Here is a 14,073-nt window from a genome sequence, read left to right as displayed (position 1 = left end):
CGGCTCAGCTGCGCGACCCCACGCACTGTGCGAGCCTGTGACACGTTCCGCCCCGCCTCAACCATGCCGCCCCACCCGTGGCTGATCATCGAGGGGCGCATGCCCGCTCGATGATCAGACGAACGAGCGCGGCCCAATGGGACGACGCGGTGCCAAAAAGCTCAGCGCGGACGCACCGCGACCGGCGCCGAAGACTGGCGCCCGCTGCAATTGCGAATGGTCATGCGGCAATGAATATGCGACAAGGTTGGTTCTGCCGACCGGTGATGCTCCCGAGCGACTGCGCGCCATGCAATTGAAACGACAATCTGAAATTGCCATCAATATCCTGGCGGTCTGCGCTGGCAATCCAGAGAAAAAATTCCCGGCTCAACTGCTCGCGGACAAGGTGGGCGCCACGAAGGATCACGCGCATCAGGTCATCGCGCTTCTGGTGCGCCACGGCTTCCTGCGCAGCGAGCGCGGTCCGGGTGGCGGCGTCCGCCTCGCCATGGACCCCGACAAAATCAAGCTCGTGGACGTCTTGCGGATCACCCAGCCAAACCTCGAAGGCAAGCCCAAGGAAGACCCGGCCGCGGCGTCTCCCAACGGGCAGGCGCTGCTCGACACCATCGTCGCGGCGGCGTCCTCCTTCTTCGTGCGCCTGCTGGACCGCTTTACCATTGCCGACCTCGTCGCCCCCATGGATGCCGACCAGGCGGCTTCAGTTCACAGCCTGCTGATGGCCGCGCCCGCCGAACCTCCGCCACCTTCCCCGCCGTCCGGCGCTGCTCGTCTGGCCCGCGGCCGTGGCGCCACCCGGGCACGAGCGGCGCTTTCACGGGCGGGAACGGCCTGAGAGAGCACCAGAGGCCCCTCCCAGGGCCCTATCCCACGGGCCCCTAGGCGCGCGGCTCGGAGGCAAAGTCGGCAACGGTGTAACGCTCGGCCAGATGCAGCAGGTTTCGGTATCCCGCCTCCACCACCACGTGAAACGCGCTGGCCGCTGACACCGTCACGCTGCGCTCCTCCTGAAGCCACGCGAGCCCCGGCTGGGTGATGCTGAGGATCTGCGCCAGCGTAACCTCGCGCGGATCCACCGCCAGCTGCACGCTCCCATCATGCCGGCTGCGCAACAGGCGCCTCTGCGCCAGCGTAGCGGCGACGCGCGCCGCCGTCCCGGCGCTGGCCTGGGCATGATCAGCCATTTCGCGTTTCGTGACGTAGGTTTCCGGCGCCCGCGCGCAGAGGGACAGGATGGACACCGCGATCTCGGTTTGGCGAGTGAAATACATCCGCTTTCTCCCAACCTGCGACAGACGGCCGGCCACGACTGGACACACGTTGACGCGCAAACCGCAAGGCCGTGATGCGATCGCTCTTGGGCGTGCTACGCCGTCATGGCCGCGCCCCGGTCTCAACGACCGGAGCGCGTGGCGCCACCTCGCGCGCCCGCTCCCTCAGAAGCGGGCCTTGAGGTTGACGCCCAGGGCGCGGCGGGCGCCAAGCTGGCCGTAGACCGGCGTCGCATCGTAATCGACCACCGTTAGATAACGGGAGTCGAATAGATTTTCCGCATAGGCGATGATTTCCCAATTGTCCTTCTTATAGCCCACCTGCGCATTGACGATGAAGCGCGGATCAATAAAGTCGAGCGGCGGGACACCGAAGCGGGCCGTGTAGCTCGATGTGTATTTGGCATCGGCAGAGACGTAAATTCCATTCTCGAATTTGTATTTTCCACCGAAGGCCACGCTCCATGCCGGAGCTTCCGGGAAGGCCTCGCCAGCGAGATCCCCATACACCGCATGATCGAATTCGAGGAATTTCGTGTTCAGGTAGCCGATCGATGCAAACACCGACATCTGCTCGTTCACCTGAAAATTCGGCTCGATTTCAAAGCCCCACGACCGCGACGAGGCCGCATTGGTGGTGATGCGATAGGACGGACGGCTCGGGTCCGGCCGAACCTCGATCTGCTGGTTGTCATAAGTCGTGTAGAACAGATTAGCATTGATGGTCAGGCGATTGTCCAGGAAGCTTCCCTTATAGAAAAGCTCGTAGTTATTCGCCGTTTCCGGATCGTAATATTCCGGCTCGAACGTTTCGTAATTCACATAGAAGCCACCGGTGCGGAAGCCCTGTGAAAAGGTGAATCCGGCCGTGTGCATTTCACCGAATTTCTTTGAAATGCCGAGCTTTGGCACAAAGTTCGTCTCGTTGAAGTCGGCATTGTTGCGGACCACGGGCAGGCTCGTCCCGTAGAGGCCTTCGGCATTGTCCTCCACGATCTTCTCGCGCAGGTAGTCGACACGGCCACCAACCGTGACAAACCAACTGGGCACGAATTCATAGGTCACTTCACCAAAAGCCGCGAGGTTGGTGGTCTTCCGGCTCTGGTATTGATCCCACTGATAGTAGGAATACGCGACGGCATCGAATTCGCTGTCGAAATTCTGATAGCTCCCGAACAGGCCCGCCACCCATCTCCAGCGGTCCTTCTGATAGTTCAGGCGAAGCTCCTGCGTGATGAGCGTGTCATCCACCGTGCCCCAGATGCCGTTCGGCGTACCGGGAGTGTCCGCGTCGACGGAGCGACGGGTGGTTTCGCCATATTGGAAGCCGGTCTGCGAGGTGAGCCGCAGCGCATCCGAGAAATCGTGTGTGATTTCCAGGCCCAGGTTATGCGCCTTGATCGCCCGGTATTCCGCATAGGTGATGGGATCGTAGAAATCGCCTCGCTCGTCGTCCAGATCGAAGCCCGGCCCGATCCCGATCAGGCGCTCGTTTGGACGATCGTTGGAGAACGAATAGGTGAGCAGCGCCCGCGTGTCCGGCAGCGCATCGGGCGTGAGCAGCAGCTTGGCACGGATGCTCCCGCCGATCTCCGTGGTCAGGTCGCCATAGCCCGCATAATTCACGAAGGTCGGATACGAAACCGAGGTCTTGGACTGCTCGAAGGTGCCGGACACACGAAGGGCAACCTGGTTTGCCACAAGCGGTGTATTCACGACAAAAGAGGTACCCATCAGCTCGTAATTTCCGAGCGTCCCGGAGACCAAAAGCTCTTTGTCGAAGGTCGGATCCTTCGACTTGACATAGATCGCACCCACCAGGGCAGCGCGGCCACTGAGGGTGGATTGCGGCCCGCGATAGACCTCCACCTGCTCCACATCCCAGGTGCTGCGAGCCCCGAAACGGGCATTGTAGCGGGTCTGCAGCACGCCATCCACATAGAGCGAACCGGCAGGCGCGCCGGCGGGGACGAACCCCTCGGAGCTCATGCCACGGATGACGAACCCCGAGTTCAAGGTTGCGCTGTCCATCACGTTGCCGAGCAGGCGGAACGTATCCTGCAGATAGGTGATCTCGCCGTCCTCGATCTCCTCAGCCCGAACGATGCCGACGCTCGAGCTCACGTCCTGCAGGATGGTGGCGTTGCGGGCGCCGAAGACGGTGATGGCATCGAGCGCGATCGTGTCGCCATAGACCACGTCATCCGAAGGCGAGACATTGCTGCCGCTGAGAACAACCTGGTTCCGGCCGGCAAAGCGCGCCCGAATGCCCGTTCCCGCCAGCAACGTGTCCAGCGCCTGGTTCGGCGTCATGGTGCCACGCACGCCGTTCGTCAGCCGGCCGCTGGTCAGTTCCGCATCGAAGAGAATCTCCAGCCCCGCCTGCGCGGCGAGCTGGTTCAGCGCCGCGGTCAAAGTACCTGGGCCGATGGAGATGGCGAGCTGGACAGAGCTGGCGGGCGCCGGAGTCTGGGCATCGGCGGGCAGGGCGGAGCCCAGAGCGAGCATCGTCGTGGCAAGGAGGGAAAACCTCAGCCGAGCCCCGGCGCGTCCAGGCCTGCGTCTCTCACGTACGTCGCTCATCGTCACCGCCCCATCCGCCACGAAGCCGGAGCGCTCTCGCCAGTTGTCATTACATGGCGGCCAGGCGTCCGGTACTTTGGTGACGGTTGAGGTTCGGGCTTTAGGACTCGCGGGCAGGAAAAATCCGCGCGCCGGTCACGTTTGGCCGAGGATCCGGCATGCCAGTTCCCGCCCCCCGGCAAGGGGCACGCGCTGAAACAAGCGCAGGCGCTGCGCAGGCGCGTCGGCAAGGGCAAGGGACAGGGCATAGCCGGCGCCGGCCCACACCGACCACAGGCGCCAGCGCCCCGCCCTGTCGTCGACGCCGTCCGCAAAGGTGATGGAGAGCGCGCCCGGTGCGGTGAAGCCGATGGTGAAATCGCGCAGCGGAATCGACAATCCCCGCCCACAGGCCTTGAGATAGGCTTCCTTCAGGGTCCAAAGCTCGTAGAAGCGCCGGCGGCGCAGCGGCTCCGCTAGACCGCGCAGGCTCGCTTCCTCTCCGGCGGAAAAGAACGGCGTGATATCGTCCGGAGCGATCTCCGGCCGATCGAGCCTTTCGATGTCGACACCCGGCGACGGCGCCCGACAGATGGCCAGCACCATGCGGCCGTCCGTGTGCGAGAGATTGAAATCCATGTCGCAGGCGAGCGAGGCGCGAAGCCCCGGGCGACCATAGGCGTTAAAGGCGAAGCACCACTCGGCCGGAGCGATCCAGGGGCAATAGAGCGAGAGGGTCTCCCGCACGAGGGCGCGGGCCACTAGGAACTGGTGGCGATGCCGGGCGAAGCGAAACTGCTGGTGACGGGCCGCCTCCTCGGGGTTCAGCCAGGCCGCATAGCGCGCCAGAAGCTCCGGCGCGACAATGGCGGTGTCGTCCACCAGATGCAGGTGCACGTCACCGGGTGGCAGAGCCTCACACCAGGCCATGGCGCAGCCAGCCGCGATGGGTCCAGCGCAGCAGCATGATGACGGCCTTGGCCGTCTCTTCCACGATCAGCGCGTACCACACGCCCTCCACCCCCAGGTCCAGCCGCACGCACAGCAGCCAGGCCAGGGGCAGCCCCGCGCCCCAGGTGATGGCGACGCTGGCCACCACCGGCCAGCGCACGTCGCCCACCGCGCGCAGCGACTGCAACAGGATGGTGTTGAACGCCAGCCCGGGCTGCAAAAAGATGGTCAGCAGCAGCAGGCGCTCGGCCTGCGCTCGGATTTCGTCGGTCGCCCGGAACAGGCCGATGAACGGGTCGGCCAGCAGCCACACCAGCGCGGCAAGCACCGTGGTAAGGGTCGCGGCGATGACGCTGGAGCGCAGGGCCTGGTGGAAGGCCTGTTCGCGCCGGCGCTCACCGCACCGATAGCCGAGCAGCACCTCATTGCCCTGGCTGATGGCCATGACGACGAGCACCAGGAACGACATGGCCAGCAGCACATAGGCGCGGCCCAGAACGGCGGCGACGCCGAAACCCGTGACGAGGCTGAGCAGCGCCAATTGATAGAAACTGTAGCCGATGTAATCGGACACGCTGGGATAGGCCAGCCCAAGCATTTTGCGCACCAGCGGAAGCTGCGACAACAACGGCCTTCCCCCGGACCACGGACCGAGCGCGACAAACAGCGCCAGACCGAACAGCACGGCCATGAGGACGCGGAGGAAGAAGGCGCCGAGCGCGGCACCCATGACGCCCAGCGGCGGCACAGGGCCGGCGCCGAGCACCAGCACATACAGCGTCGCCACATAGAGAACCGACAGGGCCAACCCGACGCGCAGGATGATCCGGCTCTTGCCGAATGCCCGCAGGCAGGACAGCGCGGCCGCGGCAATGCCGTTGAAGAACATGGACCCGGCCACGATGGCCAGATACGTGCTCGCATCGTCGGCCAACGCCTCGGGAACGTCGAGGAGCCACAGCACCACCGGCCTCAGCAGCAGCAGCAGCACGCCGATGGCGAGGCCCAGCACAGCATTCGCCTTGAGCGCTGCGGCGGCCACCCGCCGCGCATGCTCCCGCTCCCCACGGCCCAGGCTGTGGGAGATCAGGATGACGGCGCCGATGCCCACCATGCCCGACATCTCGAACGCGATCTGCAGCACCTGCTTGGCCACCGCCACCGCGGCCATGGCATCGGCGGAGTGCGCGCTGATGATGACGCCCTCCAGCAGCATCACCGCACACGTCAGCACCGAATGCAGGAACATGGGAAAGCTCAGCTGGAATAGCGAGGCTTGCGCGGCGGCCCCCGGAGCGCCATCGGGCGCGTGGCCGCGCTCGCCGGGCCTGTGTTCTGCGTCCATCCCCGCCTTCGCCCCTCCCTCGCCCGTCCGGCTCCCCTGGACCACGGCTCCTGCCGTGCCCCGTGTTCCCTCGATCATCTTCCGGGCCCTTTGGCTTGCGGCGGGCGCTCCAATTTATGGCGTTGTCGCGTTTCATCACACCAATCCGCATTGATGTCGCGGAACGCCGCTCTCAGCGTGACATCGGCGGAGGAGAGCGCTCATGGTGACGGCATCGGCGGCCCGTCCGCCGGGCCGCCGCGGCGCGGATCCTGTCGCTTCAGGTCCCGGCGCTGGGCGAGCCGGGCGCGGCCCGCGCGTTGCGATCCGGCCCGGTCGTGCCAGTCCCGCTCCTCGCCGGTCGCCATCCCCGTCAATCCAGCGATGCGGGTCGCCAGGGTCTGCAACGTGGGAAAGCGGAAGAAATCGGTGATGTCGAGCGTGATCCCGAACCGCTGGCGCACGGCATTCTGCAGCGCGATCACCAGCAGCGAATGGCCGCCGAGGGCGAAGAAATTGTCCTGCGGCGCGATGGGCCCCACCTTCAGGATGTCGCACCAGAGCGCCGCCAGTGTTGCCGCGGGCTCGCCCAGGGTGGAGACCTGTTCCGCATTCCGGGTCGGCAGGTTCGGGCGCAGCGCCGGCAAGGCCTTGCGATCGACCTTGCCGTTGGGGGTCAGGGGAAAGCGCTCCAGCGGCACATAGGCGGCTGGCACCATATAGGCCGGCAGCGCCTGCCCCAGGTGATCGCGCAGGCTCGCCGCCGGATCGGCGGGCGGCGGGCCAGCCCAGCGCAGATAAGCCACGAGCTGCATGCCCGCGGCCCCCTCCTGCGCCAGCACGGCCGCTTCCGCGACCAGGGGATGAGCGGACAGCCGCGCCTCGATCTCACCGAGTTCGATGCGGTAGCCGCGCAGCTTGATCTGGCTGTCCATGCGCCCCAGGAAATCCAGCGCCCCGTCGGCGCGCCAGCGCACGAGGTCGCCGGTGCGGTAGAGGTGCAGCCCGTCCTGCGGGCCGGCGCGAAACGGATTGGGCACGAAGCGCTCGGCGGTCAGGCTGGGCTTGCCCCAATATCCCGGGCTCAGCCCCGCTCCGGCGATATGCAGCTCGCCGGCGATGCCGACAGGAACCGGCAGGCCACGCGGGTCGAGCACATAAAGCATGGTCTGGTCGATGGGGCCCGCCACCGGCACCCCGGCCCCCGGCGCTCCGCCTCTCTGGAGGGTCTCGGCGCGCACCTCGACCGCTGCCGACCAGATGGTGGTTTCCGTCGGCCCGTACAGGTTCCACAGCTCGCCACCACGCGCCAGCAGCTGCGCGGCCAGCTGCCCGTCGAGCGCCTCGCCGCCGCACAGCATCCTGAGATCGCGATCCCCCTCCCAGCCGGCGTCCACCAGCATGCGCCAGCCTGCCGGCGTCGCCTGCATGAGCGAGGGCCGCAACCGCCGCAGCAACGCCACGAGGCGGGCGCCATCGCGAGCGGCCGCAGTGTCCGCCAACAGCACCGTCGCGCCCCGCGCGAGGGGGCCGAACAGCTCAAGGCCGGCGATGTCGAAGCCGATGGTGGTGAGCGCGAGCAGCCGGTCGGCGGCATCGATGCCCGGGCGAGCCGCCATCGCGGTGATGAAATTGCTCAGTGCGCGGTGCTGAATGGCCACGCCCTTGGGCTGGCCGGTGCTGCCGCTGGTGTAGAGGATATAGGCAAGGTCTTCGGGGTCGGGCGAGGGACACGCACCGGCAATGGCGCGTACAGCGCCCTCGGGCTCATCGAGAGCGATCACCGGCACCCCCTCGGGCACCGCCGGCCGCTCCGCCGGCGCGAGGTCGGTGAGCAGCAGCGCGGCCGTGGAATCCGCGAGCATGTAGCCGATGCGCTCCGCCGGATAACCGGGGTCGATGGGCAGATAGGCTGCCCCCGATTTCAGGACGGCGAGCAAAGTGACGAGCAGATCAGGTCCACGGCGCAGGCACACGGCAACCACCGCGCCACGGCCGATGCCCCGCGTCCGCAGACGCGCCGCCCAGTCCTCGCTGCGCGCCTCCAGCTGGCGATAGCTCAGCATCACGTCGCCGGAGGGTGCGGCGTAGGCCACCGCGGTCTTGTCCGGCGTCCGCGCCGCGTGGGCGGAGACCTGCACCGGAATCGGCTCGGCCGCCGGAGCCGCCGGGCCACGGCCCATCTCCAGCAGCCGGCCGCGCTCCGCGTCCGCCAGCAGCTCGATGTCGCCGAGATAGGCCTCGGGGGCGTCGGCAAGGCGGGAGAGGATGCCCTGATAGTGGCGCAGCATCTGCCGGGCATGCGCCGGTGCGACCCGAGCCGTGTCGATGCTCAGGGCCAGTACGGTCTGTGTGCCCGGAAACACGCGCAGGGCCAACGAATAATGGGTGCGCTCGAAGCTCCCCGCCTCCAGAAGCGCCAGTTCGCCGGCCTCCCGCGCGAAGGCATCCTGCATGGACAGGGGCAGATTCTCGATGATCAGCAAGGTCTCGAACAGCGGCTGACCCGCCTCCCTGCGGCTCCAACGCTGCAGGTCGGTGAGGGCAGCGTGGCCGTGCCGCTCACGGTGGCGGCTTTCGGCCTGCAGATCGCGCAGAAAGGGAGCGACCCGCCGAGCCGGATCGGTCGCCACCCGCAGCGGCACCGTGTTCAGGAACAGCCCGATCATGGCATCGGCTCCCGGCAAGTCCGCCGGCCGACCCGACAGCACGGTTCCGAACACCACATCGTCCGTGCCGCTGTAGCGGGACAGGAGCAGGGCCCATGCTCCCTGGAGAACAGTGGCGAGGGTGAGGCGCTCCCGCCGCGCCATGGCCGTGAGCCGGGCGACAAGGTCAGGATCGACCACCTCGCGGAACTCGACGGTGCCGGCCTCGTCGCCGCTGCCTGCCGCCTCATGGCTGAGAGGCGCCAGCTCCGGAACCGGCGCTTCCGGAAGGTCCGCCAGAGTACGGCTCCAATAGGCGCGCGCCGCAGTTCCATCCTGCGCGGCGAGCCACTCCACATAGCGGCGATAGGGCGCCGGCGACGGAGGCAGTTCCCGGCCCGCATAGGCGCGCAGCATCTCGCCCACCAGCAGAGAGCCACACCAGCCATCCATCAGCAGGTGGTGGAAGCTCCAGACAAAGCGGTGGCTGTCCGGTCCCACGCGGAACAGCGCGAAACGCATGAGGGGCGCCGTATCGAGCCGGAATCCGCGCCGGCGGTCGGAGGCCAGCCAATCGGCAAAGGCTTGCTCCTGCGCCACGGCGTCGAGGGTGGTCCAATCCGCCAGATGCCACTCCGGTTCAACCCCGTCATGGATCACCAGCACCGGGCGATCGAGATCCACCCAATGGCATTCGCCGCGCAGCACCGCGTGACGGGCGATCACCCGCTGCCACGCCGCCTGGAAGGCCGCGACGTCGAGGTGCCCATCAAGGCGACACCAGCATTGCTCGAAATAGGTGCCGGAATGCTCTTCCATCAAGGTATGGAAGAGCATTCCGCTCTGCATCGGCGTCATTTCGAAGACATCGACCACCTCGGCCACCGCGCTAATCCTTCCGCGATCTGAGCCTGTCCAGCAGGCGATCCACTTTCGCAGCCGAGCTGGAGGCCTCCGCCTTCATGCCGGTCAGCGCTTGCAGGTGGAGACGCGCCCGCGCCTCCACCTCGGCACGGGGCTGTCGGGCGGGGTCGAAATGCCAGCGCAGGTCGAGGCCCTCCCCATGCGCGAGCGCCTCCACGCCCAGGATACACCCCTGCGGAAACACGCAGCGGGGCGCCAGCTGCCATTGGAGGTCCCCGCGATCGCCGCCATCCCCCGGCGCCCGCGCATCGGCCTCCCGGTCCTGCCACGACAGGACGATCCGTGCTGTGCCGGCATCGCTTGGATCGCCCCCCGGCCCGACGGCGGCGAGGCGGGCCTTCTGAGCCACGAACCAGTCGGGGTCGTGGGCGCGCGGGCGCGGCGCAGTGGAGATCGGAACGAGCCGCGTGAAATTTCCCGCCGTCCGCCGGCACGCTGCGTCCGGCCGGGTGGCGGTCAAAAGCGCCAAGGCGGGCGCATCGCCCCCGCTCGCAGGCGCGAGCGCCTGTTCCAGCGCCTTGAGAACCATCAGCTCCAGCGGCACCTCCAGGTGTCGCGCCGTCGTGCGCAGACGCGCCACCGCATCCGGCCCGAGAGCCGTACACACCTCGCCCGCGAGAGCGGCGTCGGACAAAGGCGGCGCGCTGACCGGGGTCTCTCCTCCCGCCTGGGCAAGCCAGGCCTCGTCGCTGCCGGGCGCATGCAGCACCGGCGCGGCGCCGGCCATGAGCGCGCCGGCCGCATCTTCGAGGTCGGCGACTATCCAGCCGATGGCCAGAGCGTCCACCAGGAGCGGATGGGCGGCAAGGGCGCATATCGGTGCGCCATCCCGCAAACATGTGCGCAGACCGAAGGTCATGCGCCCGCCCTGGCGGGAGACATCGCGCGCCCATTGCGCAAGGGCCGGATCGTCGTCGCCCCCGCAGTCTAAGGAGGCGTGGACGGCGTCCGGAACCAGATGGCCGCGCAGGGCGGGGTGGTGGTGCGCCACCAGCTCCGCCGCGCGTCGCATCACCGCATCGGGCGCCGGCGCGTGGAAGGTGACGAGCCACGGGGCGAGGTCCGCACCGGTCGCATAGCATTGCCAGCGCGAGAGCTGCGGCCTGTGCGACGGTTTCCGAGCGGCGACGGCCGCCTGCGCGGCGACGGTCTGGTGCTCGAAGATCTGCGTGGGCTCAAGCCCCAGGCCCTGCGCCTGAGCGCGGGCGACGATGCGGACGCCGAGAATGGAATCGCCACCGAGATCGAAGAAATTGTCTTCCACACCGAAGTCGTCGCGCTGCAGCACCGCCATCCAGATGGCCAGCAGGGTCGCCTCTGCAGCATTGCGCGGGGCGGTGGGTCGCGCACGCGCCACCGACGCCTTCGGCAAAGGAAGCTGCTTGCGATCCACCTTGCCGTTCGGATTGAGCGGGAAGGCGCGCATCAGAACGAACGCGGTCGGCACCATGTAGCGCGGCAGTTGCGCCGCGAGGGACTGGCGGAGCGCACGTTCCGTGGACCCATCGTCGATGGCGGCAGCGGGATCGCGCACCAGCGCATAAGCTACCAGCCGTTCGTTCGGCGCATCGAGCATCACGATCGCCTGCTCGACCAGGGGCTCCTTGAACAGACAATCCTCGATCTCGCCGATCTCGATGCGGTAGCCCCGCAGCTTCACCTGGAAATCGGTGCGGCCGATGAACTCGATCTCATCCCCCGCCAGCCGGACCACGGCGTCGCCGGTGCGATAGAGGTGCAGCGGCTGACCCGGCGCGGCCCGGAACGGATTGGGCACGAAGCGGGCGGCGGCCAGCGACGGGCGGTTCCAATAGCCTGGGCTCAGGCAGGCGCCGCCAATATGCAGCTCGCCCGGAATGCCGCGCGGCAGCGGCTCCAGATAGGTGTCGAGAACATGGAGATGGGTGTTGTCGACCGCCCCGCCGATGGGGACCTTGCCGCTTTCCGCATGTTCCTGCGTCACCACGAGCGCGCTCGCCCAGATGGTGGCCTCGGTGGGACCATAGACGTTCCACAAGGTGCCCACGTGCTGCAGCAGGCGGCGGGCCAGTGGTGCATCGAGCGCTTCGCCGCCGCACAGCGCGGTCAGCGTCGCGCACCCCCGCCAGCCGCTGTCGAGCAGCATGCGCCAATAGGCGGGGGTGGCCTGCATGTGGGTGATGCGGTCGCGGCTCAACACCTCCGCCAGCTTCGCCGGGGCGAGCAGCAGCCCCTGGCCGTAGAGCACCACCGTCGCGCCGATGCTGAGCGGCAGCAGCATCTCGAGAATGGAGATGTCGAAGGTCGGCGTGGTGATGGCCAGCATGCGATCGCCCGGACGCAGGCCCGGGCACCGGGCCATGGACCACAGATGGTTGAGCAGGCTGATATGACCGATGGGCACGCCATTCGGCCGGCCGGTGCTGCCGCTGGTATAGAGAAGATAGGCCAGGCGCGCCGGGTCCGCCGCGGGCAGCGCCACCGCAGGGTCGGCCTCCAGCACCGGCGCCAGCGGATCCAGGCAGCGATGCGCGGGGTAGAGCTGCGGTTGATCGGTCAGGATCAGGCTCACGCCGGCATCCTGCAGCACATAGGCCACACGGTCCGCCGGGTGGTCAGGATCGAGCGGCACATAGATGGCGCCGGCCTTCAGGAGCGCGAGCAGCGCCACGATGGAGGCCCCCTTGCCCGGCAGCGAAACGGCCACCCGATCACCGGGCCGCACCGGCTCCGGCCCCGACGACAGCCATCGCGCCAGCCGATGGGCGTCATCCTCCAGTTGCCGATAGCTCCAGCTCCGGCCATCGCTCTCCAGAGCCACCCCCTCGGGATAGCGTCGGGCGACATCGGCGATGACCTCGTGCACCGTGACGCGGGGCAGCTGCGCTTCCACCGGCGTGCCGAGCGCGACAAGGGCGTGCCGCTCCTCTTCGGACATGTAGTTCAGGGTCGGCAACAGCGCATGGGGCGCCTGCAGAACAGACTGCAGCAGATGCTCGAAATGGGTCGCCATGCGCGCCATGCGCCAGGGATCGAAGAGGGCGGTGCGATACTCGATGGTCAAGAGGCAGCCGCTCTCCCGCTCCATCATGTACCAGCTGAGATCCACCTTGGTCTCCCGCAGCGGCGCCGGCTGCTGCCGCACCGACAGGCCCGCGACGCCGAGATCGACCTCTTCGGCATTCTGCTGCTGGTAGCCGCCGGTCTGCACCTGGAACATCACCTGGGACAGGGGATTTTGCCGGGCGTCGCGATTGAGGCCGAGGGCCTCGGCGACCATGGGAAAGGGCAGCTCCTGGTGGTCCAGCGCATCGGAAACGCAGTCCTGAACCTGCCCCACCCATTGCGAGAAGGTCAGGCCCGGGTCCAGCCGGGTGCGCAGCACCAGGGTATTGGTGAACAGGCCGATCAGGCCGGCGGCCTCCGCGCCCATGCGTCCGGCGACCGGCGTGCAGATGACCAGGTCCCGCTGGCCGCAATAGCGGTGGAGCAACAGTTTGAACGTCGCGGCCAGGACGGTGAAAGTCGTGGTGCCGAGCCGTGCCGCCAGCACACGGACCTGCGCGTAGAGCGTCGATGGAAGGTCGCGCGTGATGCGCGCCGCCGCCATGTCGATGGTGCTGTGCCGGGAGCGGTCGGTCGGCAGCTCCAGCGGCTTGAGGTCGCTCAGGCGCGCCTTCCAATAGGCCCGCTGCCGGTGGCTGGCGGAGCCCTGCAGCCAGTCTTGCTGCGCGCGCACACAGGCGGCGAAGTCGCCGGACAGGTCCGGCAGGTCCGGCGCACGACCGGCGCAGAAGGCGCGATAGCCCGCCGCCAGCTCGCGCATCAGCACGCCGCGCGACCATCCATCCGCGATCATATGGTGCAAGGTGATGGCAAGCAGATGCTCCTGCGCACCGAACCGCACGAGGTGGACCCGAAACAGCGGCGCCTGGGTCAGATCGAACGGTGCGGTGGCGGCGCGGTGCGCGACTTCCTCCAGCCGGGCCTCGGATCCCTCCGCGTCGGTGAAATCGAGGGCGAATGCGCAGCCGGGCAGCACCTGCTGCCAGGGCTCGCCCTCATGCAGCGGAAACGCCGTGCGCAGGGGCGCATGCCGATCGACGATGGCCTGCAGGCTCTTCTCCAGCGCGGCGCGGTCGAGCGGGCCACGCAGTCGCCAGCGATAAGCCACATGATAGGCCGAGCTTTCCGGATAAAGGCTTTGCTGAATCCAGAAATGCATCTGGCCCGGCGAGAGCGGCAGGCGGTCGGGCCGGCTCACCGCTTCAGCCTGCGGCGCGAGGCTGTCCCAGGCGATGCCGCGGGCTTCCAGCTGCCGGCGGAAGTCCGCCTGCTGCGCCGGGTCCAGGGCCGCGACCCGCGCCCGCAACCTGTCCATCGGATCTGCGTTGCTCACGACAGGGCCCTT

Annotated in this window: 7 protein-coding genes; 1 reads left to right on the top strand and 6 read right to left on the bottom strand. The window is 67.7% G+C overall.

Going from position 1 to position 14,073, the window contains the following annotated elements; translation table 11 throughout:
* The first annotated feature begins 247 nt into the window (after positions 1–247).
* Entirely contained in the window at positions 248–838 is a 591-nt protein-coding gene (locus MEU52_RS15480) for an RrF2 family transcriptional regulator (protein WP_238122247.1), read from the top strand.
* 43 nt (positions 839–881) lie between these two features.
* Here MEU52_RS15480 and MEU52_RS15475 read toward each other — a convergent pair whose 3' ends face one another.
* From MEU52_RS15475 to MEU52_RS15450, 6 genes are all read right to left on the bottom strand, one after another.
* Positions 882–1,274, bottom strand: coding sequence for an Rrf2 family transcriptional regulator (locus MEU52_RS15475; RefSeq protein ID WP_238125018.1), 393 nt, complete (start codon positions 1,272–1,274; stop codon positions 882–884).
* 165 nt (positions 1,275–1,439) lie between these two features.
* A complete protein-coding gene (locus tag MEU52_RS15470; RefSeq protein ID WP_238122249.1) occupies positions 1,440–3,857 on the bottom strand; it encodes a TonB-dependent receptor domain-containing protein in 2,418 nt (805 codons plus the stop codon).
* Between the two features lie 135 nt (positions 3,858–3,992).
* Positions 3,993–4,766 (bottom strand): 4'-phosphopantetheinyl transferase family protein, encoded by a 774-nt coding sequence (locus tag MEU52_RS15465; RefSeq protein ID WP_238122250.1) that lies wholly within the window; start codon positions 4,764–4,766, stop codon positions 3,993–3,995.
* On the bottom strand, positions 4,753–6,036 hold the full coding sequence (locus MEU52_RS15460; RefSeq protein WP_238122251.1) for an MATE family efflux transporter: 1,284 nt from the start codon (positions 6,034–6,036) through the stop codon (positions 4,753–4,755). The genes MEU52_RS15465 and MEU52_RS15460 overlap by 14 nt, the downstream gene beginning before the upstream one ends.
* A 296-nt stretch (positions 6,037–6,332) precedes the next feature.
* Positions 6,333–9,617, bottom strand: a complete 3,285-nt coding sequence (locus tag MEU52_RS15455) for an amino acid adenylation domain-containing protein (protein ID WP_273546281.1) — start codon at positions 9,615–9,617, stop codon at positions 6,333–6,335.
* Positions 9,618–9,648: 31 nt separating this feature from the next.
* The gene (locus MEU52_RS15450) at positions 9,649–14,061 is read right to left on the bottom strand and encodes a non-ribosomal peptide synthetase (RefSeq protein WP_238122253.1); all 4,413 of its coding nucleotides are present in this window, start codon (positions 14,059–14,061) and stop codon (positions 9,649–9,651) included.
* Positions 14,062–14,073: the final 12 nt, after the last annotated feature.

Source organism: Xanthobacter sp. NM-25, from assembly GCF_022138605.1.
GTDB lineage: Bacteria > Pseudomonadota > Alphaproteobacteria > Rhizobiales > Xanthobacteraceae > Xanthobacter.
This window is presented reverse-complemented; position numbering and strand designations above follow the sequence as displayed.